The organism is Rhodococcus sp. GB-02 (assembly GCF_053470465.1).
Genome location: NZ_JBPUKE010000002.1, coordinates 653,290 through 677,634, shown reverse-complemented (window position 1 = coordinate 677,634; position 24,345 = coordinate 653,290). Strand labels below are relative to the sequence as shown.

Here is a 24,345-nt window from a genome sequence, read left to right as displayed (position 1 = left end):
CTTCACGCATGCGGAAGTCATTTGTGCTGGTCACGCTGGTTGCTGGTTGGTTGGTAGCAGGGGCGATGCCCGCGGGGGCGGCGGACGCGAACTGGTCCGGTGATTACTCGCTCAAGCGCTTCGCCGCGACCAAGACGGGTACAAGTCTGGCCGCCAGCCAATGGGAGCCGGATTTCTCGGATACGTACACGTTCGAGACGGACTGCTCGGGCGGAGTGTGTGTTGCCACCGTGGTGGGCGGGCCGGCTCCCGCCAATCCGACTTTGCCGCAGCCGGCGCAATACACCTGGGACGGAACCAGTTGGGTGCACCCCTATGACTGGGAGTGGGATTGCTACCAGGGTGAGGGTGTGCCGAAGGTGTGGGCGCCGGCGCACTCGGACGCGTACTACACACCTCAGCCCGATGGCAGCCTGAAAGGTTCGTGGCGTACCGACATCAAGAGTGGCCCCTGCGAGGGATCGGTGATCATGCACATCGAGGCGTACCCGGTCGGTCGATCTACCGGATCTTTCGGCAGTTGAGAACGATCTTCGTCCTGAAGGTGTTGAAACAAATCTGAGCCCGCGGGAATTGATCGAGCCCCATGCACGTTAATTGAGTCAGTAACGCTCAACTTTCTGCAAGGAGGCTTCGGAATGCCAGCATTCTTCGGGCCCGAGGGTCCCGGTCGCATCGATATTTCCCGGCTCATGAGCAGGGCCACCCAGCAACTCATGGCTGACGCTGCACGTGTAGCGGCTGCTCGCGGTGATTCGGATCTCGATGCACTGCACGTTCTCCGCGTCATGGCGGAGCAGGATCCGGTCCGCACGCTCATGCAGCGCGCCGGAGCCGACCCGAAATCCGTGGTCGACGCCGTCGACCTGCGGCTGCCACAAGGCCGTGAGCAGGGGGCCTACTCTGCTCCTGCGCTCAGCAGCGCCGTGAAAACCGCTCTACTCGAGGCTCATCAACTGGCCCGAGCCCTGGGATCGACGTACATCGACCCCGAACATCTCTTCATCGCATTGGCCGGTGACCCCGATCATGTTCCGGGGCGTCTGCTCGCTTCGGCAGGCATCACGCCGGAGAAGCTGCAGGCAGCGGTTCAGAACCCTGCAGCCGGTCCAGTCGAAGACGAGTCCACCACACCGACGCTCGACAAGTACGGCGTCGATCTCACCGATCGCGCACGCAACGGCGGCGTCGATCCGGTGATCGGCCGCGCCGACGAGATCGAACAGACCATCGAGATCCTCTCCCGCCGCACCAAGAACAACCCCGTCCTGGTGGGTGAGGCCGGCGTCGGCAAGACGGCCATCGTCGAAGGTCTCGCCCAGCGCATCGTCGACGGGGATGTCCCGGAATCGTTGGTGGGCAAGAGGATAGTCCAGCTCGAACTCTCGAGCATGGTCTCGGGTACTCGCTACCGCGGAGACTTCGAGGAACGGCTGACCAAGGTGATCGACGAGATCACCGCGCACAAGGACGAGCTGATCGTCTTCATCGACGAGATGCACACCATCGCCGGTGCCGGAGGCGGCGCCGAAGGTGCGATGGATGCCGGAAACATCCTCAAGCCCAAGCTCGCTCGCGGTGAACTGCATATCGTCGGCGCCACCACGCTCGACGAATACCGCAAGAACATCGAGAAGGATCCCGCGCTCGAGCGGCGCTTCCAGCCCGTACAGGTCGGGGAGCCGTCGATCGAGGACGCGATCGCCATCTTGAGCGGACTGCGCAGTCGGTACGAGGATCACCACAAGGTGCACTACACCGACGAGGCGATCACCGCTGCGGTGGAGCTGTCGGCACGGTACATCGGCGACAGGTTCTTGCCGGACAAGGCAATCGACTTGATCGACCAGGCCGGCGCCAGGCTTCGCTTGAAGACTGCCACGGTGGACACCGCTGCGCTGCAGCAGCGTCTCGAGCAGCTCGAGAGCGACAAGGAAAAAGCCGTCGCCGACGAGTTGTACGAGAAGGCGTCGACCCTGCGTGACGAGATCAACGGCGTCGCAAAGCGTCTCGAGGAGGCAGGATCCTCGGTTCCTTCCGAGGAAACTCCGGATGTGACCGCTGAACAGATCGCCGAAGTTGTCGCCCGTGCCACGGGTATTCCGGCCAGCCAGATGACTCAAGCAGAGAAAGATCGCCTGCGCCGTCTGGAAGAGGAACTGCACGGTCGTGTCATCGGGCAAGATGACGCCGTTCGCGCAATCGCGCGTGCGGTGCGTCGTAGCCGGACCGGTATGAGCGATCCGGATCGTCCCGTCGGTAGCTTCCTGTTCCTCGGACCTACCGGTGTCGGCAAGACGGAGCTCGCAAAAGCTCTGGCTGCCACACTCTTCGGTGACGAGAACAAGATGCTGCGCTTCGACATGAGTGAGTTCGGTGAGAGGCACACGGTAAGCCGATTGGTCGGTGCTCCTCCCGGATATGTCGGCTACGGCGAGGCCGGACAGCTCACGGAACAGGTGCGTCGTAACCCGTACTCGGTGATCCTGCTCGACGAGATCGAGAAGGCACACCCGGACGTGTTCAACACCTTGCTCCAGGTGCTCGACGACGGGCGTCTGACCGACGGCCAGGGTCGAACGGTGGACTTCAAGAACACTGTCGTGATCATGACCAGCAACCTCGGCTCGGACATCATCTCGAGCAAGTCCGGTGGACTCGGCTTCACCACAGGTGATGCAGAGTCGGCGGAGAAGCCACTGCGCGACCGCGTGATGGCCAGGTTGCGCGAATCGATGCGGCCGGAGTTCCTCAACCGCATCGACGAGATCGTGATCTTCCGCAAGCTCGACACCGAGCAACTGCACCGGATCACTGATCTGTTGCTCGACGACAGCCGGAAGCGGTTGCAGTCCAAGGGCATCGACATCGAGTTCACCGCCGACGCAGTGGACTGGATTGCCGAGCACGGGCATCAACCCGAGTTCGGGGCTCGCCCGTTGCGTCGTTCGATTCAGCGTGTGGTCGACGACAAGATCGCCGACATGCTGCTCGACGATCTCCTCGAAGAGGGCGGCAGTATCACCGTCGCGGTTGACGAGGGCGAGTTGGTGTTCAGCTAGGAGGGGCACAGCCCCCGTGAGCGGTTAGGGAGTCTCTGGACTCCCTAACCGCTCACAGGCGCGCAGCGCCCAAAATCTCCGCCGCCAGGGCATCGTTGTGCCGGAAAAACCCCGCATTGGTACGGGGACGAGGGAAAGCCGCCGACCAGTTGTGGCCTGCAACCCACGGCCCGGCCGCGAAGCGGCGAGGATGAGCTGTGTTGTCCTGGTCGAGAATTCGTGAAGTACCGTCGACGGCGAGCTTCGCCGAACTGTCCACGGTCGCAAGAAGTTCGACTGCCTCGCCCCGACCGTGAAGCGTCCGCAGGAGCGAGTCACCGCTCGCGCTGATGGAAGCAACCGGCAAGCGTGCTTCGACGAGGGTGTTCGCGGCCACGATGTCGGTGTGCGACGCACTACGAGCGACAAAGATCCCAGCACCCGTTACCGGGTCGATTTCGGTGGAGAACGCTGAATCCGGCCCGAGGAACTGGACGATGCCGGCCTCGTTGAGCGCGATCAACTGTTCCAGACGCTCGGGTGGCGGACCACTGGCAATGAAGCTGAAGAACGAATGCAGCCAACCCTCGACGTCCTTGGCGACGGATTCGGCCGGGATTCTGCCGCGCCGCAACAATTCTCCGACAGTCATGTACGTCGAGAGCAGCGCTGAGAAGACAGCTGCGTCGGCGCTGAAATACGGGTCCGATCTCCGCACGACGTCTGCCGAGATATATTCGCTGATCCGGGATTGGACCTCGGCGAGTCCGTCGTAGCGCTCACCGTCGAGTGGGCGGTTCAGCCGCTCGAGATCGATGCGGTCTTCCGGCTTCGGGACTGCGTTCTCTACCAGTTCCTGCAATCGAGGTGATCCCCAAGCCAGCGAGGCGAATTTGGCGTCGAACTCCTCCCAGGTGCCCACCGTCCGATCCGGGTGCGACGCGAACAGTTCGTGATAGTGGGCGCCTGCCAGTTCTTTCGACGCCAAGGGCCAGATGTCGTTTCGGAAATCCAACGGTCCGTCGCCGGGCACAAGATCAGCGGTGAAGAACCGAGGTAGCGGTGGCCGCGCGTCGGCGATCGAGTACGAAATCTTGGAGTGATACGGCACGCCGCGACGAGATCCGGTATACAACAGAGGTTCCCGACCCGAGGGAGCGTAAGTGAGGGCACCGTCCTCACCGCGTTCGAAGATGCCGCCGCGGCTCTCGGCGAGGAGAACCATCCAGTCGATGAAAGCCAGCCCGAGCCCGGCGATCAGAACCGGTTCGCGTTCGGGGATGACATCGGCATCGAGGTCGGCGGTGTATCCCGGCCCTACATAGGTCAATCCGTGATCGGACGCGAAGCTGGTCAGTGCGATTTCACGTGGGGCAGGCAACGCATCGGGGTGCCCTTGTGCGAGAAGGACGGCCGTCGCGTCGATGACAGCTCCGTCATCCAGATGAACCGTCTGTGTCTTGCCGACGTTCACGATGTCGACCACGGATCGTCGATGAACTCGGACGTCGACGTGCGCTGGTGCGGAGTCGACCGCGGTCTGGAACACCCAGTTCAGGTATCGGCTCTGCAGTGACCTCGATGCAAACGACGACGGGGTGATCATCGGAACTTCTGCCGCGATTTCGGGGAATTCGGCAAGTTCAGCCGAGTGCTCGGCGACCCATTCCGCGAGTGTCGGTCCCGGCAGCACCGGGCCGGTTACGGCGGTGGTCGCGTCGGTGAACATCGTGACGTCCGCGGTTGTCGAATTCATCCACAGAAGCGGCGCCTGGCTGCCTCGCCAAATGCGGCCGGCGCCTGCCGGATACGGGTCGACAACGTGAATGTCGATCGGTGTGGGATCGGCGTTCACCGATTCGTGAGCGAGGATCCGCTCGAGTACGCCGGTCCCGCGTGGTCCACCGCCCACGATCACGATGACAGTTGCTGCCCTCACTGAGGTAAGGGGTCGATCGCCGGGCACGAGTCCTCCATCGGACCTGGCAGAAAGCACCCGCACCTCAGCTGAGGGGGTTGCTGCGACGTCACGGAGCCAGGACTCTCGATCGCTCTGGATGGTTAGTCCAGCTTATCTTCGGAGAATCGTGAGGCAAGGAATTCCGGACATCAGATCAGCGTGAATCAAACAGTTGTCAATCGGTCTCCCGAGTCGACAGATCGACGGTTACCTTTCGGTCTGCGTCGCCGGCAGAATACGGGCGTGAACATCCCCGAAGCCGATTCGTGAACCGCCGATGCCGGGAGCGGTGGCCGAGATGGCGATGGTGTCGCCGTCTTCGAGAAAAGCGCGAGTCTCGGAACCCACAGTTACGGGTTCCTCGCCGCCCCAGGTCAGTTCGATGAAGGCGCCGCGCTGATCCTTGTCCGGTCCGGAAATGGTTCCGGACGCAAAGAGATCGCCGGTGCTCGCTGCTGCACCGTTGATGGTGGTGTGCGCGAGCATCTGCGCAGGTGACCAGTACATCTGCGCGTAGGGCGGTCGCGAGACGACGTGACCGTTCCATTCGACGGCCAAATCGATGTCCAGTCCCCACTTCTCCTCACCTCGCAGGTATGAGAGCGGTTCGGGGTCCTGCACCGGAGTGTCGATTCGGGCTGCTTCGAGGGCGAGCAACGGCACGATCCACGGCGAGATGGAGGTCGCGAAGCTCTTCCCCAGGTTCGGACCGAGGGGCACGTACTCCCACGCCTGGATGTCTCGGGCTGTCCAGTCGTTCACGACGACCGCGCCGAAGACGTGCTCGGCAAATTCGTCCGGGGTAATGGAATCGCCCATCTTCGAGGGAGTTCCGACGATGAACCCCATCTCGGCTTCGATGTCGAGGCGACGAGACGGTCCGAAGTCAGGGTTCTCCTGATCGGGTGCTTTCCGCTGTCCGCAAGGGCGAACGATATCGGTGCCGGAGACGACGATGGTGCTCGAGCGTCCGTGGTATCCGACGGGAAGGTGCTTCCAGTTCGGCATCAAGGGGGCGGAGTCCGGACGGAACAACTTTCCGAGGTTCGTTGCGTGATTCTCCGAGGCGTAGAAGTCGACGTAGTCGGCTACGGCGATCGGCAAGTGCAGTGTCACCGATTCGATGGAAAACACGGCATCCGAAACTATTTCGCCGGTTACCAGGTCCGTGATTCGATTTCGCACCGAGACCCACTGAGCTCGGCCCTGAGCCATGAATGCGTTCAGGGTCGGTTCGGCAAACACGGAATCACCCAGTGTCGCTGCGAGATCGACTACCGAGTCGGCCACTCGTACACCAACACGCGGTGAACCTCCTGCAGGAGAGAAGATGCCGTAGGGCAGATTGTCGATCCCGAACAACGAGTCGGCGGGAATGTCGATGGTCGTGACGGTCATACGAGTGTTCCTTCGGTTTTGTTGGAGCGGACGATCAACCCGAGGCCTTCCAGCTCGGTAAGCGGGTCCGAGATGCTGCAGGTCCCGAACGAGAGGAATCGGCGACGCACCTCGCCGGCCTCGTCTTCGGTCAGGTCGGCGAGGGCTCGCGCGATCGATTTGCTGTCGCGCTGCGCCAGAGCAGCAACAATTTCAGAACGATCGGCGCCCCGCCTCGCAGCGTCGACGGCCACCATGATGTTGAGGAAGCCATGCTGCTCGAAGCCTGTTTCCGGATCGGTGTTGCGCACGCCGTGGTGCAGTCCCGCAGTCGCCTTGAACGGGATATTCGCTCGGACGACGGAAATCAGCGCATCGGCGAGCTCGTCCTCGTTCGGGTATGCCTCGGCGACAATCCCTCCGGTGCGAAACTTCGCGGAATACCCAGCGGTTTCGAGAGCCGTGAGATAGTCGACGCGCCGGCCGCCTCGGGGTACTTCGACAAAAATGTCGATGTCGGGATGAGCGGCATGGACACGGGCGAGCTCCGCGAACGCGGCATCGGCGTCCAGGCCGTCAGGAATTCCCACTTCGACGGCGGCGACGCTGACACCGGGGATAGCGAGCGCGTTCGACACCGCGGCCGCGGTATCGGCTGGACCGGCCGGCACGGTCAGGCTCAGCGTCACCGGGCTGTCCGCTGAAACGTACGCGGCCAGTTCGCTCAATCGCGGTGCGGGAAAGACGAAGGGCCCGACCAGTGCGTCGTAGTCCGCCTGCAGGTAGGCCGCATGGGCCGTAACTGCCTCGGCGAGAGGAGCATTGCCGGGTGGGAAGAGTGCTGCATCGTCGCACAGGCCGCGCAGGAGTGGGGAGATGATCGTCATTGCTGAGGCCCCCGCCCTGCCCAACTCCAGGCGTACGCTTCGTCTTCGCAGGCCAAGGCTCCTTCACCCAATTCCAGGGGCCGGAACGTATCGACCATCACGGCCAGCTCGTCGAAGAACTCGGCGCCGATGCTTCGCTCGTACGCGCCGGGTTGCGGGCCGTGGGCGTGACCGCCGGGATGAATCGATATCGAACCTTGCCCGATGCCGGAACCCTTGCGCGCCTCGTAGTCGCCGCCGCAGTAGAACATGATCTCGTCCGAGTCGACGTTCGAGTGGTAGTACGGCACGGGGATCGACAGGGGGTGGTAGTCGACCTTGCGGGGCACGAAGTTGCAGATCACGAAGTTGTTCCCCTCGAATGCCTGGTGCGCGGGCGGCGGCTGGTGAACACGGCCCGTGATCGGCTCGTAGTCGGAGATGTTGAAGGTGTACGGGTACAGGCATCCGTCCCAACCGACGACATCGAAAGGGTGCGTGGGATAAACCATTCGGGTACCGACGATGCCTGCCGACGTACGGTGCTTGACCAGTACCTCGATGTCGGTTCCTTCGGCGATCATGGGCGCGGTCGGTCCGTGCAGGTCTCGTTCACAGAACGGTGCGTTCTCGAGCAGCTGGCCGAAGCGGGAAAGATAGCGCTTGGGCGGGACGATGTGACTGTTCGCCTCGATGGCGTAGGAACGAAGTGGCTTGTCACCCTTAGGGATCCATCGATGCGTTGTGGACATCGGGATCAGGACGTAGTCACCTTCACGGGCCTCGAGTGTGCCGAAGACAGTCTCGACGGTCGCCTCGCCAGATTCGATGTAGACCATCTCGTCGCCGATTGCGTTGCGGTACAGGGGAGATGGCGCGGCCGCAACGACGTAGGACAGCCGCACGTCGGCATTCCCGAGGATGAGACGACGGCCGGTTACCACGTCGGTCTCGTTCCAGGTGCTTTCGGGAAACAGTGTGTGGAGTTTCAAGTGACGCGGTTTGAGGGGATGGTTGGGGGTTGTGCTCTGATCGCGCAGTTCCCAGACCGTTGCGTCGACGATGGCCGACGGGATCTGGCGGTGGTAAAGCAACGAAGAATCGGAGGAGAATCCTTCCTCACCCATCAGCTCCTCGTAGTAGAGGTTGCCGGACTCGTCACGGTGTTGGGTGTGACGCTTCGGTGGGATGTTGCCGAGTTGTCGATAGAACGCCATGACGGGGCTCCTTCTGTGCTGTTCTGCCTGGATCACCTTCACCAGATAGTAAACACATTAACTAAAATGATGTGATCGGCGCAACCCTTTGAGGGTGCACGGGTCTATGTCAGTTACGTCCGCGTACGTCGAACTGGCTGCGGTTGGTGATCAGTTTGTCCAGGAGCATGACAAGAATTCGCTGTTCGGCCTCGCTCAGGACGCTGACCCAGGCGTGCTCGCGTTCGTTCTGCTCGCGAAACGCTTCGACCATGGCTTCTCGGCCCTTGTCGGTCAGGTACAGCTGGACCGAACGTCCGTCGTTCTCGGTGGGGCGGCGATCGATTAGGCCTTCCGCCAGTAGCGACTTGGACAGATTGGAGACAGCGGCCCGGCTCATCCCGGTGAGCTCGGCGGCAGCCTTCGGCTCGATCGGACCGGCCAGCCAGGTGACGAACAACAGTCGGAAGGAGGACCATGACCAGCCTCGAGGGCGGTGGATCGACGACTCGAGATCGTAGGTGACCACGTTCGAGGCCCGATTGAGTGTCAGCAGTACCTCGGTGGCCAGCTGGTCGCGAAAGCCGTGTTCAGTGGCCAGTCGCTTGTTGGCCAGTTCGATGAACGACCAGAAATTGAGCTCGCCGACGGCTGGCTGGTCATCGGTTGTCCGGTCAGTCATGGACTAACCCTAGCGCGATCTGGAGTTGATTAATGTATGTATTAGATTTCGGGGTTCTGATGAAACTGCGCAACCCGGCACTGTGGCCAAGATTCTGAACTATCGTGACGCGCGTGACTGTGCGCAGCGACGAGTTTCCCTTGGACGTCGACCTCATGTCGGTGGGACAACTCGAGCGGAGAGGACGACTGACCACGGCGGTGGTCGAGATGCTGGCCGAGGTGCCGTCGGATCGAATCCAGATGAAAGACGTCTCGGAGCGTTCGGGTGTCGCGCTCGGAACGCTGTATCGCTACTTTCCGACCAAACAGCAACTTCTTGCTGCGGCGATGACGGCGTGGAGCGGTCTCGAATCCGCTCGTCGTCCTGAGGAGCCGCGAACAGGCGGCGAAGAGAGCAATGCGTACGAGCGGGTTCTGGCACTTCATCGCCGCGAGATGAAGGCATTCGAGCGTAGGCCTCACTTCGCTCGGCTGGAGATCGAACTCCATTCGTCCTCGGATCAGTTCGTGATCGAGTCGTTGGATCTGCGCGCGGCTGCACATCGGAGAATGCTGTTCGAATTGATGGACGGTGTTCCGGCCGAGACGGCGCGGGTTGCGGCCGTGGCAATAGGCGGCACGATGTTGACGGCCCTTGCGCTGTGGACCAGTGGCCGGATCGGATTCGCAGAAGCCCAGCGGAACGTCGAAGACGTCATCGGACTGGTACTTCGCTGAACGGCGTCACTCTAGAAATCAATTCTTGTTTCTTCCGCGGTGAATGCGAATTATCGCTTCTGCTTTGTGAAAACGAAGACGCAGGATGGGTCCTTATCTAGAATTCACTTACAAATCTATCGGGTGTCCGATCCAGGGATCGACGTATCCGTGAACTGTGAAAGTGAGTCGCAATGAAGCGCTCGTACCGAGCTAGCGCTCGAATCTGGATGGTTGTCCTGGCGTCGGCGACACTGGTGGTGACAGGATGCGCGGGTAGCAGCCAAGGTACGACCACGGATGCATCGGACGTGACGGTCGGAGTTGTCGGTGACCAGAACAACGGGGGAGAGCCGCGCTCGGGCGGCACCGTGTCGTTTGCCACGTACAACGGGATCAGCAGTCTCGACCCGGCGAACCGTCAGGACGGCGGAGCTACCGGTGGTAGCGAAATGGCAGCCATCTACGACCTTCTGATGCGCTTCGATACGGCGGCGGGCGAATATGTTCCCCACTTGGCGCAATCCTTGTCGGCTAACGGCGACAACACGGTGTGGACACTGAAACTGCGCGACGGCGTCACCTTCAGCGATGGCACTCCGGTGGACAGTGCGGCAGTCCTGTGGAGCATCGATCACTATTTGCAGAAGAAGGGAACTCACGCCCTGGTATGGAAGACCGCTGTGCGCGAGGCGAATTCACCGGACCTGAGTACAGTCGTGTTCACATTGGCGCAGCCGTGGGACGAGTTCCCGATCATGTTCACCACCGGTCCCGGCATGATCGTGGCACCCTCGTCGATGGCTACCGGCACGTTCACCCCGATCGGGGCAGGTCCGTTCACCGTCGAGAAGTTCGCCTCCCAGGACGAATTGGTGCTCGCTGCCCGTCCGACGTACTGGGACGGGGCGCCGTACCTCGAGAAGTTGCGCTTTCCCGCAATCGTCAATGAGAAGAGCAAACTCGATGGATTACACACCGACGGAATTCAGGTTGCCTATCTGAAGTCTCCCGATTTCATTCACGAGGCTTTCGAAGCCGGCGATCCCGGATTTGTGTACTCGGCCAGCATGGCCGGAGTTCTGGCAATCAATCAGCGCGACGATCGGGCAGCGAAGGACGAGCGCGTACGTAAGGCGATTGTCGCTGCGGTGGACCCGACTACGTTCAACGAGCGAGTTCAGGGCGGCTTCGGCGAACCCGGCACCGACATGTTTGCGTCGTGGTCGCGGTGGCACGGTTCGGTGGCCGGAAACGGTTTCGATCCCGAGGCCGCGAAGAAGTATCTGGACGAGGCGAAGGCCGACGGGTACGACGGAAAACTGACATACGTCGGAATGAACGATCCGGCGACGCAGCGCAGCGCGCTGACGTTTCAGTCCCTCTTGCAGGCAGTGGGTTTCACCGTCGACATCACCTACGCAACCAGCATCAACGATCTGATCTCCATGCTATACGCAAAGCATGACTACGACGTGTCCTACTTCGCGTTCAACGTGTTGGAAGAGTCGCCGTTCGTGCGCATGTACGGCAACCTCTTCAGCGAATCGCCGTCGAACATCCTCGGCTACAAGAACGCTCGGATGGACGAGCTGCTCGGCAAGCTGCAAACAGCGTCGGGCGAGGATGAGCGGCGAGTCGTCATCGACGATATTCAGACAGTGGTCAACGCGACGGCGCCGATGGCCGTGGTCAACTCCGGAAAGGTCTTCATCCCGTGGCGCGAGAACGTCCACGGAGTGACCCCGAGTGCGGACGGGATTCTGCTCTTCGGCAATACGTGGTTGAGCTGACCCCCGTGCGCCTTTTTGGTAGTGCCCACTACCAAAAAGGCGCACAGGGGCTTCGCCCCTAAAGCTCCGCTCGTACCAACTTCGCGGCTTCGACGAGGTTGCGCAGCGATGCCTCGACCTCGATCGGGCCGCGGGTCTTCAAACCGCAGTCCGGGTTGACCCACAACCGCTCGACCGGAACAGCTTTGAGTGCCTCTCGCAGTGATTCGGCAATCTCGTCGACGCTCGGCACACGCGGCGAGTGGATATCGTAGACACCCGGGCCGACGCCGAGGTCGAACCCGACTGAACTGAGATCGTCGAGGACCTCCATGTGTGAGCGGGCAGCCTCGATGGACGTGACGTCCGCGTCGAGGCCGGCGATGGCGCCGATCACCGCTCCGAACTCGGAGTAGCACAGGTGCGTGTGGATCGCGGTGGAATCCGCGACGCCCGAGGTGGCCAATCGGAAGGCGCCGACCGACCAGTCCAGGTAGGCGCGCTGTTCCTCGGCACGCAGCGGGAGTAGTTCTCGCAGAGCCGGTTCGTCGACCTGGATGATTCCGATTCCGGCGGCCTGCAGGTCGACGGTCTCGTCTCGAATGGCCAGTGCGACTTGATTTGCCGAGTCGGCGAGGGGTTGGTCGTCACGGACGAACGACCAGGCCAGAATGGTGACGGGCCCGGTGAGCATGCCCTTGACAGGCTTGTCTGTCAGCGACTGTGCGTACGTGATCCAGTCGACGGTCATCTGCTTCGGGCGCGAGACGTCGCCGTACAGAATCGGCGGACGCACGCAGCGGGTGCCGTACGACTGGACCCAACCGTTGGCGGTGGCGAAGAATCCGTCCAACTGCTCCGCGAAGTACTGGACCATGTCGTTGCGTTCCGGCTCACCGTGAACAAGCACGTCCAGGTCCAGCTTTTCCTGGAGCGCAACAACTTCGGCAATTTCGGCGCGCATACGGTTGACGTACTCGGCTTCGTCGATCTCGCCCTTGCGCAGTGCTGCGCGAGCGATGCGGATCTTCGAGGTTTGCGGGTATGAACCGATGGTCGTCGTGGGCAGCGGCGGCAGAGAAAGCAACTCGTCCTGGGCAGCGCGACGTTCGGCGGCGGGCGCGCGACCGGTCGCCGAGTTCAGCACCGCGTCCAGACGGCCTCGAACACTCGCATCATTGAGTCTGCGATCGTCCTTGCGGGTCGACGCGGCCGCTCGTGCCAGAGCGAACTCGTCCTCCACCGACTCTCGGCCCTGTGTGAGAGCGGTTGCGAGAGTTACTACTTCCTTGACCTTCTCGGTGCCGAACGCGAGCCACGAGCGCAGGGCCTTGTCGACATCGGCTTCTGCGTCGAGAGTGTACGGAACGTGCAGCAGGGAGCACGATGTGGAGACGGCAAGAGTATCCACGCTGCCCAACAGAGCACCCAACGTGCTCAGTGCCGAATCCAGATCCGACCGCCAGATGTTTCGTCCGTCGACCACTCCGGCGACGACCAGTTTGCGGGCGAGTTCGGGGACGGAGCCGATCGAGTCCTGACCGGCCACCAGATCGACGGCAAATCCTTCGACACCGGTGGACGCGAGTGCGGGCAGCGCGTCACGCAGCGAGCCGAAGTATGACGCCAACAGGATCGACGGCCGCTCGGTCAGTGCCGAAAGCTGTTCGTACGCAGCGCGTGCCGCTTCGATTTCCTCGTCGGTGCGATCACCTACGAGAGCCGGTTCGTCGAGCTGAACCCACTCCGCGCCGGCCTTCGCGAGCCGACCGAGTAGATCCGCGTAGAGGGGGAGCAGTTCGTCGAGCCGCGAGAGCAGAGGCTCGTCAGTGCCGACAGACTTCGAAAGCAACAGGAAGGTGACCGGTCCGATGACGACCGGGCGGGCAGCAATGCCGTCGGAAAGTGCTTCTGCGAGTTCGGACAAGACTTTGGACGGGTCGAGTGCGAACGTGGTGGACGGCGAGACCTCCGGCACCAGGTAGTGGTAATTGGTGTCGAACCACTTCGTCATTTCGAGCGGCGCGATGGTGTCCGTCCCACGGGCAGCTGCAAAGTAGCGGTCCAACGGATCGGCGACCGATGCGACGCGATCGGGAAGTGCTCCGAGAAGAACTGCGGTGTCGAGCATTTGATCGTAGAAGGAGAAGGTGTTGACCGGGATCGAGTCGAGGCCCAGGTCACGGAGGTCGGCCAAGCCCTGCCGACGGAGGTCACGGGCGACGCTCTGCAAGGCGTCGGCGCCGATGCGCCCCGCCCAGTAGCTTTCGGTTGCCCGCTTGAGTTCTCGATGAGGACCGATGCGCGGTGAGCCCAGCACGGTCGAAGTGAATGTCGTTGTCACGGAGTTTCTCCAGATTGCCAATGCACTGATGGCCACTGCCGGCAGACGGGTATACCTCACGAGACCCCGAGCTTCGGCGGGCAGCACTGCCCGAACCACACACGAGGTCCGATGGAGATCTACACGCCCATTCCACGAGGCGGTGGACCGTCGGGCACGGCGTGCCCGACACAGTCGGCAGGTCTTCGGACTCGCGGGCACTCGATCGAGTTGGATCGAACCTACTGGCCGTCGCTTCCCAGGCGGATGCCCAGTGCACATAAACGGCGGTCGTTCCTGCTTACCGCTGCGGGACAGTCCCGGATTTTCACCGGGTTCCCTCTCACTCCGTCAGCTTGCGCTGACGGGGCTTCGACGCCGGGAACGGTCTTCGGGGCTCCTCATGACCGTGCCGGGCGAACCAGCTGCATCGATCAGCATAAGGCCAACCCTCCCTGCGCAGTCAAGGAGAGTCGGCGAAGGGCGCTACGCGCGTGACATGTAGGAATTCGAGTCCGGTGGTACGCGCGGAAGATTCTCGGAGGAACGTAGATTCTCCGCCATTTCGACAAGCAGATCCTGCGAAGACGGTGAGAGGTCGACGACCCGAGCAGTGAGGTTTCGCAGGCGCACGTTATGCAACTGTTCGAGAAGTGAGAGGTCTGCTTCGCCACCGGAAATGGTCGGTGGAGTGTGGTCGGACGGGGCGTAGAAGTAGTCCGGATGGACGTTGAAGAAGTGTGCGAGGGCAGCGACCACTTCGGGTGACGGGTTGGTTCGGACGCCGGTGCGTAGTTGCGACAGGTACGGCGTCGAGATGCGGCAACCGAACTCGGTCATGCCGCGAACGACCATCGCGTTGGTGACGTGAAAGTCGGCAGTCTCGAACAGCGAGTTCAAGCGATCGTTGAACTGGTTCGACATGAGACATCCCTTCCCTCGTTACGCGCAGGTTCCGTCGATTCAATTAACTGAATCATAGCCAGTTATCGAACGATTAGCTGTTTTGGATTCTCACGAAGGGAGTCGTTGCAGGGAAAATCCCTAGGGTAGAAGGTCCCTACTTTGAGTGATCTGGACAAATCGTCATCAAGAATCGAACGGCGGACTATTTGCCGGCGAAGCGGATTCCGGCATACGCGGATCAGAGCCAGCCGTTCGACTCGGCGATTCTCACGGCTTCGGCGCGGGTCGTGGCACCCGTCTTACCCATTGCGGACGACAGGTGATTTCGAACTGTCCCTGCGGACAAGAACAGCGCCCCTGCGATGGCCGCCACGGGTGCGCCGTCGTGAGCAGCGCGCAGTACTTGGGTCTCACGCTCCGTCAGGGGCGATTCGCCGCTGACGAGGCTGTCAGCCGCAAGGGTGGGATCGACGACGCGCAGTCCGGCATGAACACGCCTGACCGCGTCGGCAAGCTGCCTGGCGGGTGTGTCCTTGACGACGAACCCGCCGGCCCCCGCGTGCAGGGCTTTACGGAGAAAGCCTGGGCGCCCGAACGTGGTGACGATCAGAACCCGGGTCTCGGGTGCTGCTTCGCGAAGGGCCGCTGTCGCGGCGATACCGTCCATGCCGGGCATCTCGACGTCGAGAAGCGCGACGTCCGGGCGGTGCTCGAGTACGGCGGCCACCACCTCGTCACCGCGTCCGACCTCGGCCACCACGGACAGGTCGGATTCCAGATCGAGTAGCGCGGCCAAAGCTCCTCGCACGAGCGCCTGGTCGTCCGCCAAGAGCAGCCGTATGGTTGCTCGATCGCCCTGGTTGCTCACACTTTCTCCTGTTCGACGACCTGAAGTGCAAACCCTTGTGGTTCGGGATGAGTGATGACCACTCGTGCGCCCGACGCGCCGGCCCGCTCACGCAATCCGATCAGACCGTTGCCGGAAGACGTCGACCCGGCCCCTCGTCCGTCGTCGACGACAGATGCGCTTCTTTCGTCGACCGTGATCCGACAGTGTGTTGCCCCGCTGTGCCGAACCACGTTGGTGACGCCCTCACGGATCGTCCATGCGAAGAGTTCTCGGAGGCGAGTGGGGACCATGTCGGTACTGCTCGGCACCTCGTCTTCGATACCTGCCGCACGCAATGCCTCTCGCGCACGGGCTATCTCGACGGGAAGTGAAATTCCACGAAATCCTTCGACGGCCGAGCGCACGTCCGCAAGCGCGTCTCGAGAGAGTCTTTCGAGATCGTCGAGTTCGCTGCGTGCACGTTCTATGTCGACGTCCAGTAGGCGGTTGGCCAGTTCGGCTTTGATCGTGATGACGGTCAGCGAGTGCCCAAGTATGTCGTGCAGATCGCGCGCCATCCTCGTTCGCTCCTCCATGATTGCTCGCTGCTCTTGCTCTTCGCGTTCATGGAGCATGGCGAAGTTGCGGCTGATCAGGGACATGATTCCCCAGGTCGCGAATGCGGCCGCGCAGACTCCGAGTGAGAGCCCGGAGTAATTACCCCACCCGGATGAGAGGCTGACTATCTCCACGGAGGCTGCAAACACCAAGGCGAGAATGCCGCCCGCGACGGTCGGCAGCAGCGTCACCGCTGTCACCGCGAGATACGGTGCGGCTGCCAAACCCGTCGGCCCGACGCTGACGATCATCACGGCGGCCAACGCGGTCAGAGCGGCCAGAGCCAGTGCAGCTTCGCGAATTTTCGGCCGAGTCATGGTCATTCGGCGCCGCTGCTGAGTTGTGGCGAACGTGTAGAGGTAGAGCGCACTGAAGGTGATCGTCGCGAGAATCCCTGTCCAGCCGCGCAGTTCGTCGCGCAGATTCCATCCCTCGATCAGCGGCCCGCCGAGAAATACCATCCAGACCGCCGCGAAGAGAACGCCGAAACGATTCCGCCGCGGGAGCGCGACGGAATCTTCTCGGTCAGTCGTTTGCGACAACTACACACGCTCCGTATCTCGTTGGAACCGACAGATCGCTCCGCCGGCGAAGATGGCGAACCACACCAGGATATTGACGATCCAGGTCCAGTGAATGCTATTGCCCGTCAACGGTGCGTGGGCGAGGGCGTTGATGCCGAACATCGGGGTGAACTGTGCGATGGTCGCCCATACGGAACCGTCGGTGAGCGGTACGAAGAGTCCGCCGCCGAAGGCGAGCAGAGCCAGTCCCGGCCCGAGCAACTGCATGACGTTCTCACTGGGGAGTAGATACCCCATGAACAGGCCGAAGGCCGCGAAGATCGACGATCCCAACCAGGCGATCAATGCCGTTGTGAACCAGAGTGATCCGTCCATCTGCGCCGAGGTGAACGCGCCGACGACGTAGACGACAAGGATCGAGACGAGACCGAGCAGCATCGCCATGATCAGTTTGACGGCGATGTAGGCGACCGGCGTCAGGGGAGTCAGCCGAAGTTGACGGCTCCATCCCGACGCTCGCTCGATCGAGACCATCGCCCCGCCACTGGTAGTTGCAAGCATCGCGCCGTACAGGGCCATGCTGATCATGATGTACGCGGCGACATTGCCGTGCCCGATCCCGTGATCGTCGTCGCCTTGACCGAGCCCGAAGACGAGGAAGAAGACAACCGGCATGACGAGCGTGAAGATCATCGTGCGCCGATTGCGAGTCAGGCGACGAAATTCCAGTCGCAACAGCGTCGTGTTGAATCCGCCGAGAGGTACGACGGTTCGCTCGGCTCCGTACGTGTTCGCTTCGGTTGCAGTGGTCATCACTTCTGTCCTTCGGAGTTGTTCGACGTGAGTGCGATGAATGCGTCTTCGAGGCCACGCGAGACGATTTCGAGATCGCGAGCCTGGGTATTGGTCAACAGGAACCGTGCAACGGCATCGGTGTCACCCGAGTGCACGAGCAATGACTCACCACGCACCTCGACGGCGTCCGAGTTCGGTATGGCTCGCAGCAGTTCGTCGGTGATACCGGGGACTCGTGCGCGCAGGGTGCGCCCGGACGCCATCGCCTTGACCTCGGCGGTGGTTCCGTCGGCGACGACTGTGCCCTGCCGGACCAGGATGATGCGGTCGGCGTAGACATCGGCCTCTTCGAGGTAGTGCGTCGCAAAAAGCACAGTGCGACCGTGATCTGCGTCGGCGCGGATGGCGGACCAAAAGTCCCGACGCCCTTCGACGTCCATACCGGTGGTCGGCTCGTCGAGAATGAGCAATTGGGGGTTCGACAGCAACGCCATCGCAAACCGCAGGCGCTGTTGTTGTCCGCCTGAGCATTTGCTGACGAGGCGATCGGAGATGTCGAGGATTCCGGCTCGCCCCAGCACTTCGTCGACCGGACGGGATTGGGCGTACAGGCTGGCGGTCAGCTGCACGGTCTCGGCCACCGTCAGTTCTTTGAGCAGCCCGCCGGTCTGCATGACTGCGGACACGAGTCCGCGGGCGATCGCCGATCGGGGTGACATTCCGAAGACGCTCACGTCGCCCGACGTCGGTCGGGACAGTCCGAGGATCATGTCGATGGTTGTCGTCTTGCCTGCGCCGTTCGGGCCGAGGAACGCGACGATCTCGCCGGGGCGGATGCTCAGGTCGATGCCCTTGACGGCGTCGACGGTTCCGAAACTCTTGCGCAGTCCGGTCAACCGGACGGCGTCGTGTGCCGATCCTTCAGTGAGTGTGTGCAGTGCCTGTGCTGAGGTCATACATAGAATCTGCTCGCTTCGAGGACGCGAGCCCTCGTCCGTCCGTCATTCTTCTGCCATGACATTTGTCATCGGGTCGGCCGGTATCTGTTTCGGTGCACTCTGGCCGAGCCGAGCGAGGACCAACCCCGCGATGATAGATGCGCCACCCACAGCTTGGAGTGCAGTGACGGATTCCCCGACCAGGATCCACGCGGCGAGGACCGCGCACAGCACTTCGGTCAGCGCTACGAGAGATCCGATTGTCGGCCCCAGCAGCGTGATCGCGGCGATGCCGGTGAGATAGGCGATGACAGTGCTGACCAGGACCAGGACCGCCACGGGCAGCCACACGCCCACCGAGTGTTCTGCCACGACTGCGTTCGAGGCCGAGAACTCGAGGGGGAGGATGCCGACGAGCCCGAGTGCGCCGATGACCAGTGCGCTGACGGTCAGCCCCGATGCCGCGAGCACAACAGGATGGAGATCGCCGTCCGCACGTTCGGAAATGACGAAATAGACTGCAAGGCATGCCGCTGCGGCCAGTCCCCACGCGACTCCGACGGCACTGATCTCTGCCGATCCGAAGACGTCGATCACCACTGCGGCGCCGATCAAGGCAACCGCTGCACCGAGAAGTGTCTGCACGCTCGGCCGCGCGCCTTTGGTGATCCACACCCATCCGATGACGATGATCGGTGCAAGGTACTCGAGGAGTAATGCGACTCCGACCGAAAGATGTTTCACAGCATTGAAGAAGCACAGTTGAACGCCGGAAATCGCGAACACTCCGTACAGCAGTACGGTTCGCGTGTGGGCGCCGACCTGTCGTAGTCGAGGCCATTGGGTGGCTACCGCGATCACCATCATCACCAGTGCGCCGCCGGCAACGCGCGCGAACACTGCGCCGCCGGGGGACCACCCTGATTCGATGAGAGATTTCGCGAACGGGCCCGATACGCCGAACGTTGCCGCGGACAGCAGAGCGAAGATCAAGCCGTTGCGAGAGTTCACGTCGTCACCCGTCAGGAGTAAAAGCGATTACGATGCTGACATTAGGTTGATACGGCTCAGGAGTCAAAGTGCATTTTGCTGGTGACACGGAATCGGCGCTCGTCTTCGCTGCCTCGTTGGTCAACACGGCCCGCGGCGGGGCCGAGCTGCTGCCGGATCAAGAGGAACTGACCAGGTTCCTCGACGCCGACCGCTGGACCGGCCGGCGGGACGGCACTCTGGAGGAATTGGCGGCGGTTCGTGCACTGCGTCCACGACTGCGAAAGTTCTGGGAAGCCACGGGAGTGGACGACGCCGTCGAGGTGGTGAACTCACTGCTGCTCGAATCGGGCGCGAGGCCGCGGCTCACCAGGCACGATGATCTCGGCTGGCATCTGCACGTCACCGCTGACGATTCGCCCCTCGTGGACCGGATGGCTGCAGAAGCGGCGATGGGTGTGCTCGATCTGATCCGAACCGACGAATTCTCGAGGTTGCGATGGTGCGAGGCTCCGGACTGCGAAGCGGTCTTCGTGGACTTGTCGCGAAATCGGTCGAAGCGATACTGCGACACCGGAAACTGTGGGAACAGGGCGCACGTCGCCGCCTATCGTGCCCGTAAATCCGGGGCGTGACCAAGCGGTGTTCGCAGGGATAGAACCAGGCTGAGCGAATACCTTGTCGGGAGCCAGGATCGGTCTAGCGTTGTGAATCCGGAACAGATTTCGCGAAGCTAGGAGGACGGTCGGTGGCCGATCGTAGGCGTCCGCTCAAGACGGTGACCGGTGTCAGCGGGGCGGTGAGCATCTACGACGCCGCGATCGATCCGTCGACTTCGACGGTCGCGTCCGCGATCGACGTCGCAAAGACGGCCGAGGCGAACAAGATCGACGGACTGTTTGCCGCCGATCTCCTGAGCTTCGGTGCGCAGGGTGCGATCGGCGCGCAGGAGCCGTTGATCTTCCTTGCTGCGCTGAGTGCGGTCACCACCCATGTGGGGCTCATTGCGACCGTCACGACGACGTTTCATCACCCTTTCAACCTGGCACGGTTGTTCGGCACCCTGGACCACGTCAGCAATGGTCGAGCCGCATGGAATGCCGTCACTTCCTCACTCGGAGAAGAGAACTACAGCGACCTGGATCTGCCGAGTCCGGAGGAGCGGTACGCCCGAGCGGCCGAATCGCTCGAGGTGGTCAACGCGCTTTTCGACAGTTGGAAGCCCGGCGCCCTGACCCGGGGAGAGGGCTCAGCGGTGCTCGATCCGTCGAGGGTGGTCCCCATCGAGCATCGAGGCAAGTACTTCACGGTGCAGGGGCCGCTGAACATCCCCTCCCTGCCGCAGCGTCGTCCGGTCCAATTCCAGGCCGGCCAATCTGCCGGAGGTATCGAACTGGGTGCTCGCTTCGCGGAGGTCGTATTCACTTCTCTCGCAACCTTCGAGGACGCGGTCACCTACACGAAGACGATCCGCGCCCGGGCGGCAGAGTTGGGGCGTGGGGACGAACTGCCACTGATTTTCAGCTCGTTCCACGCAACGTACGGCGCCACCGAAGTCGAAGTCGAACGATTGGTCAGAGAAGCCGAGGAATCGACGGACTTCGATGCCGGACGCACGAGGCTTGCCGACATGTTCGGCGGTGACGTGGATTTCTCGGAATTGCCGCTGGACCGGCCGATCCCGGAGTCGTTGTTGCCGGACCCGTCGTCGGTGAATCGACGACGGGGCCGGGTCGAGATCTTCGGCAAGCTCGCATCACAAGGAAAGGCTCTGCGTGAGTTGATCATCGCGTCCAAGGACACCGGCCACTGGGCAGCGGCGGGCACCCCGGAACAGCTCGCGGACGCGATCGAGGAACGATACGACGCGGGCGTACTCGACGTCATCACGCTCGGTGACCTTGCCGATCCGCGTACATGCGATTTCGTCACGAACGGGCTGCTGCCGGAACTGCGCAAGCGCGGAATCGTGGGATCCGACTACGTCGGCGGTACCTTTCGCGAAAACCTCGAGTTGCCACCGCTGCCACAGGTTTCCAGCACCTAGTTGTTGGAGGCGAGTGAGCGCATGAAGAACATGAGGTTGGCCGGCCGTTCCGCCAGGCGACGCATGAAGTAGCCGTACCACTGGCTGCCGTAGGGAACGTAGACCCGCAGGTGATTGCCTTCGGCTACCAATCTGCGTTGTTCGCCGTCGCGGATGCCGAAGAGCATCTGAAACTCGAAATCCTCGGCTGTCCGTTCGGTCAATGTGGCGAGTTCGAGGGCGGCGTCGATCATGGTGGGATCGTGGGAGGCGACCATCGGGTACCCGTCACCTTCCATCAAGACCTTCAGGCAACGCAGGTACGACGCGTCGACTTCGCCGGGCTTTTGGAACGCAACGCCGGCCGGTTCCTTGTATGCGCCCTTGCACAGCCGAATTCGTGAACCTGATCCGGAGAAGTGCTGGCAGTCGGCCTCGGTGCGGTGCAGATACGCCTGCAGGACCGTGCCGAGCGTCGGGAAGTCGCGGCGCAACTCTTCGACGATGGACAGTGTCGATTCGGTGGTGGTGTGATCCTCCGCATCGACGGTGACCCACGCGCCCACTTCGTCTGCCGCTGTGACGATTCGGTGAGCGTTCGCCAGGGCGATCTTCTCGCCGTCACCGGGAAGTGACTGCCCTAACGCTGAGAGCTTGAGCGAAACCTCGAGGGTGTGTTGCGTCCCAGCCGCTTCGGAAAGCGTTGCGTACGAGCGGAGAAGGGACAGATAGGCGTCGACGGTAGCTGTTGCCTGAGCTGGATCGGTAGTGTCTTCGCCGAGGTAGTCGACCGTCACGAACCGGCCACTGGTGAGGATGTCGCGTACGGCTGACACCGCTGCGGGTTCCGCGTCCCCGGCGACGAACCTGTCTACCAGCTTGCGAGTCACGGTCATCCCGGAGACTGTCTTCTCCAGCCGCGACGAGCGTGCCGCCGCGAGGAGTACCGGGCGCAGCGGGTTGCTCAGCGAGACGGCACTCATCAACGGTTCTCGCTCTCGGCTCGATCGACGTCCTGGTGGGGGTAGCGATGATCGGTGGGAGGAACGAAGGTTTCCTTGACGGTGCGTGTCGACGCCCAACGGAGCAGGTTCTGCGGCGAACCGGCCTTGTCGTTGGTACCGGAAGCTCGAGCGCCGCCGAAGGGCTGTTGTCCGACTACCGCGCCCGTCGGCTTGTCGTTGACGTAAAAGTTTCCGGCGGCGAACCGCAGACCGTGGTGAGCTTGATCGACGGCCGCACGGTCGGTGGCGATCACGGCACCGGTCAGGGCGTACGCGGATCCGCTGTCGATACGAGCGAGGATGTCGGCGTAGGCATTCGGTGCGGAGTCGTCGTAGACGTGCAGGGAGAGTATGGGGCCGAAGTACTCGGTGCTGAAGGCCTCGTCACTGGGGTCGTCACCGAGCAGGACCGTCGGCGAGATGAAGAATCCTTCGCGGTCGTCGTAGTCGCCGCCTGCTGCGATGGTGAGGCTGCCGGTCGACTTGGCGCGGACGATCGCGGCGGCGTTGCGGTCGAAGGAACGCTGGTCGATGACGGCGCCGCCGAAGTTCGTCAGGTCGGTGACGTCGCCGTACTTCAGTGACGACACTGTGTCGATGAACGTGTCGCCCATCTTGGCCCACACCGATTTCGGGACGAATGCCCGTGACGCGGCCGAGCATTTCTGTCCCTGATAGTCGAAGGCCCCGCGGATCAATGCCGTCGTGAGTACGTCGGGGTCTGCTGAACTGTGTGCGAGTACAAAATCTTTGCCGCCGGTTTCGCCGACGAGACGCGGATACGTCCGGTAGTTCGAGATGTTGGCTCCGACCTCACGCCACAAACGCTGGAAAGTTGCGGTCGATCCGGTGAAGTGGATGCCCGCCAGGCGAGGGTCGGCCAGCGCGACCTCGGACACCGTGGGTCCGTCGCCGAGAACAAGATTGATCACCCCGGGTGGGAGGCCGGCGGCTTCGAGTAGTTGCATCGTCAGGTACGCCGCGACGGCCTGCGTCGGTGACGGCTTCCAGATCACGGTGTTGCCCATCAGGGCCGGTGCGGTGGGGAGATTTCCGGCGATGGCGGTGAAATTGAAGGGGGTGATCGCGTAGACAAAACCTTCGAGTGGTCGATATTCGACGCGATTCCACACTCCCGGAGCGGAAACGGGTTGGTCGGCGAGTATCTGACGTGCGAACGCGACGTTGAAACGCCAGAAATCGATCAGTTCGCACGGGGCATCGATCTCGGCCTGATATGCGGTCTTCGACTGACCGAGCATTGTTGCGGCGGCGATGGTTTCGCGCCACGGGCCGGAGAGTAGATCGGCGGCGCGGAGGAAGACCGCAGCTCGGTCGTCGAACGAGAGGTCGCGCCAGGCCGGGGCGGCGAGTGTAGCGGCGTCGATGGCATCACGAACATCCGAGTGCGTTGCGCCCGCAAACGATCCGATGACCGAGCTGTGACGGTGTGGTTGAACTACGTTCTCCCGCTTGCCCTCCGCAGTTCGGTGGACGCCCCCGATGACCTGTCGGATGTCGGTGGGAGTCTCGGCCAGTTCGGAAAGTTTGGTGCGTAGGCGTGATCGTTCCGGGCTTCCCGGCCCGTAATTGTTGACCGGCTCATTGGAGGGGTGGGGGACATTGGTGACGGCGTCCATGACGATCCTTCGGCAGACTGATGGGTGGGGCAGTTGTCGTGTCGTCATCAGTCAAGCCGAAAGGAGTCGGCGAGTAATCCGCTGATCGGCCAAACTTCTCGGACGCTGTTTGTTCGATCGGCTGAACCATTTCCGCAGGAAAATGCACTATTCTCGAAAT

At 62.2% G+C, this 24,345-nt stretch carries 20 protein-coding genes and 2 riboswitches; of the genes, 6 read left to right on the top strand and 14 right to left on the bottom strand.

Going from position 1 to position 24,345, the window contains the following annotated elements; all coding sequences use genetic code 11:
- Positions 1-8 precede the first annotated feature (8 nt).
- Together ACSW29_RS16295 and ACSW29_RS16290 are read left to right on the top strand one after the other, a co-directional pair.
- On the top strand, positions 9-524 hold the full coding sequence (locus ACSW29_RS16295; protein WP_317828673.1) for an Rv2253 family sensor-like surface protein: 516 nt from the start codon (positions 9-11) through the stop codon (positions 522-524).
- Positions 525-638: 114 nt separating this feature from the next.
- A complete protein-coding gene (locus tag ACSW29_RS16290) occupies positions 639-3,062 on the top strand; it encodes an ATP-dependent Clp protease ATP-binding subunit (RefSeq protein WP_448277716.1) in 2,424 nt (807 codons plus the stop codon).
- A 52-nt stretch (positions 3,063-3,114) separates the two neighbouring features.
- Here the strand turns inward: ACSW29_RS16290 and ACSW29_RS16285 are convergent, their stop codons facing one another.
- From ACSW29_RS16285 to ACSW29_RS16265, 5 genes are all read right to left on the bottom strand, one after another.
- Complete coding sequence (locus ACSW29_RS16285; RefSeq protein ID WP_448277715.1) at positions 3,115-5,007, bottom strand: FAD/NAD(P)-binding protein; 1,893 nt, start codon at positions 5,005-5,007, stop codon at positions 3,115-3,117.
- Positions 5,008-5,011: 4 nt separating this feature from the next.
- Positions 5,012-5,105: riboswitch (SAM riboswitch) on the bottom strand.
- Between the two features lie 103 nt (positions 5,106-5,208).
- Positions 5,209-6,399, bottom strand: a complete 1,191-nt coding sequence (fahA, locus tag ACSW29_RS16280) for a fumarylacetoacetase (RefSeq protein WP_448277714.1) — start codon at positions 6,397-6,399, stop codon at positions 5,209-5,211.
- On the bottom strand, positions 6,396-7,265 hold the full coding sequence (locus ACSW29_RS16275; RefSeq protein ID WP_448277713.1) for a hypothetical protein: 870 nt from the start codon (positions 7,263-7,265) through the stop codon (positions 6,396-6,398). The genes fahA and ACSW29_RS16275 overlap by 4 nt, the downstream gene beginning before the upstream one ends.
- Positions 7,262-8,461, bottom strand: coding sequence for a homogentisate 1,2-dioxygenase (locus tag ACSW29_RS16270; RefSeq protein ID WP_347874541.1), 1,200 nt, complete (start codon positions 8,459-8,461; stop codon positions 7,262-7,264). Before ACSW29_RS16270 ends, ACSW29_RS16275 begins: the two co-directional genes overlap by 4 nt.
- 109 nt (positions 8,462-8,570) lie before the next feature.
- A complete protein-coding gene (locus ACSW29_RS16265) occupies positions 8,571-9,122 on the bottom strand; it encodes a MarR family winged helix-turn-helix transcriptional regulator (protein ID WP_317828678.1) in 552 nt (183 codons plus the stop codon).
- A 104-nt stretch (positions 9,123-9,226) separates the two neighbouring features.
- On the opposite strand from ACSW29_RS16265, the gene ACSW29_RS16260 reads away from it, so the two are divergent.
- Both ACSW29_RS16260 and ACSW29_RS16255 read left to right on the top strand, forming a co-directional pair.
- A complete protein-coding gene (locus tag ACSW29_RS16260) occupies positions 9,227-9,841 on the top strand; it encodes a TetR/AcrR family transcriptional regulator (RefSeq protein WP_448277712.1) in 615 nt (204 codons plus the stop codon).
- A 173-nt stretch (positions 9,842-10,014) separates the two neighbouring features.
- Positions 10,015-11,613 (top strand): ABC transporter substrate-binding protein, encoded by a 1,599-nt coding sequence (locus ACSW29_RS16255; protein ID WP_448277711.1) that lies wholly within the window; start codon positions 10,015-10,017, stop codon positions 11,611-11,613.
- Positions 11,614-11,671: 58 nt separating this feature from the next.
- Here the strand turns inward: ACSW29_RS16255 and metE are convergent, their stop codons facing one another.
- The 7 genes from metE to ACSW29_RS16220 all read right to left on the bottom strand — a co-directional run bounded on the left by metE (position 11,672) and on the right by ACSW29_RS16220 (position 19,536).
- Positions 11,672-13,936, bottom strand: coding sequence for a 5-methyltetrahydropteroyltriglutamate--homocysteine S-methyltransferase (gene metE / locus ACSW29_RS16250; RefSeq protein WP_448277710.1), 2,265 nt, complete (start codon positions 13,934-13,936; stop codon positions 11,672-11,674).
- 159 nt (positions 13,937-14,095) lie between these two features.
- Positions 14,096-14,304: riboswitch (cobalamin riboswitch) on the bottom strand.
- A gap of 97 nt (positions 14,305-14,401) precedes the next feature.
- Positions 14,402-14,839 (bottom strand): helix-turn-helix domain-containing protein, encoded by a 438-nt coding sequence (locus tag ACSW29_RS16245; protein ID WP_124567623.1) that lies wholly within the window; start codon positions 14,837-14,839, stop codon positions 14,402-14,404.
- 220 nt (positions 14,840-15,059) lie between these two features.
- Positions 15,060-15,689: a response regulator transcription factor gene (locus tag ACSW29_RS16240; RefSeq protein WP_095968766.1), complete on the bottom strand. Its 630-nt coding sequence runs from the start codon at positions 15,687-15,689 to the stop codon at positions 15,060-15,062.
- Positions 15,686-16,810: a sensor histidine kinase gene (locus tag ACSW29_RS16235; RefSeq protein ID WP_448277709.1), complete on the bottom strand. Its 1,125-nt coding sequence runs from the start codon at positions 16,808-16,810 to the stop codon at positions 15,686-15,688. The genes ACSW29_RS16240 and ACSW29_RS16235 overlap by 4 nt, the downstream gene beginning before the upstream one ends.
- Complete coding sequence (locus ACSW29_RS16230; RefSeq protein WP_448277708.1) at positions 16,811-17,605, bottom strand: ABC transporter permease; 795 nt, start codon at positions 17,603-17,605, stop codon at positions 16,811-16,813.
- A complete protein-coding gene (locus tag ACSW29_RS16225) occupies positions 17,605-18,543 on the bottom strand; it encodes an ABC transporter ATP-binding protein (RefSeq protein WP_448277707.1) in 939 nt (312 codons plus the stop codon). The genes ACSW29_RS16230 and ACSW29_RS16225 overlap by 1 nt, the downstream gene beginning before the upstream one ends.
- Positions 18,544-18,588: 45 nt before the next feature.
- Complete coding sequence (locus ACSW29_RS16220; RefSeq protein WP_448277706.1) at positions 18,589-19,536, bottom strand: EamA family transporter; 948 nt, start codon at positions 19,534-19,536, stop codon at positions 18,589-18,591.
- A gap of 68 nt (positions 19,537-19,604) precedes the next feature.
- On the opposite strand from ACSW29_RS16220, the gene ACSW29_RS16215 reads away from it, so the two are divergent.
- Both ACSW29_RS16215 and ACSW29_RS16210 read left to right on the top strand, forming a co-directional pair.
- The gene (locus ACSW29_RS16215; protein ID WP_230814584.1) at positions 19,605-20,150 is read left to right on the top strand and encodes a CGNR zinc finger domain-containing protein; all 546 of its coding nucleotides are present in this window, start codon (positions 19,605-19,607) and stop codon (positions 20,148-20,150) included.
- Positions 20,151-20,263: 113 nt separating this feature from the next.
- Positions 20,264-21,562 (top strand): NtaA/DmoA family FMN-dependent monooxygenase, encoded by a 1,299-nt coding sequence (locus tag ACSW29_RS16210; RefSeq protein WP_448277705.1) that lies wholly within the window; start codon positions 20,264-20,266, stop codon positions 21,560-21,562.
- On the opposite strand, the gene ACSW29_RS16205 is transcribed toward ACSW29_RS16210, so the two are convergent.
- Together ACSW29_RS16205 and pruA are read right to left on the bottom strand one after the other, a co-directional pair.
- Positions 21,559-22,524 (bottom strand): proline dehydrogenase family protein, encoded by a 966-nt coding sequence (locus ACSW29_RS16205; protein WP_448277704.1) that lies wholly within the window; start codon positions 22,522-22,524, stop codon positions 21,559-21,561. The two genes, ACSW29_RS16210 and ACSW29_RS16205, sit on opposite strands and share 4 nt — an antisense overlap.
- The gene (pruA, locus tag ACSW29_RS16200) at positions 22,524-24,185 is read right to left on the bottom strand and encodes an L-glutamate gamma-semialdehyde dehydrogenase (protein ID WP_020723601.1); all 1,662 of its coding nucleotides are present in this window, start codon (positions 24,183-24,185) and stop codon (positions 22,524-22,526) included. The genes ACSW29_RS16205 and pruA overlap by 1 nt, the downstream gene beginning before the upstream one ends.
- Positions 24,186-24,345 lie beyond the last annotated feature (160 nt).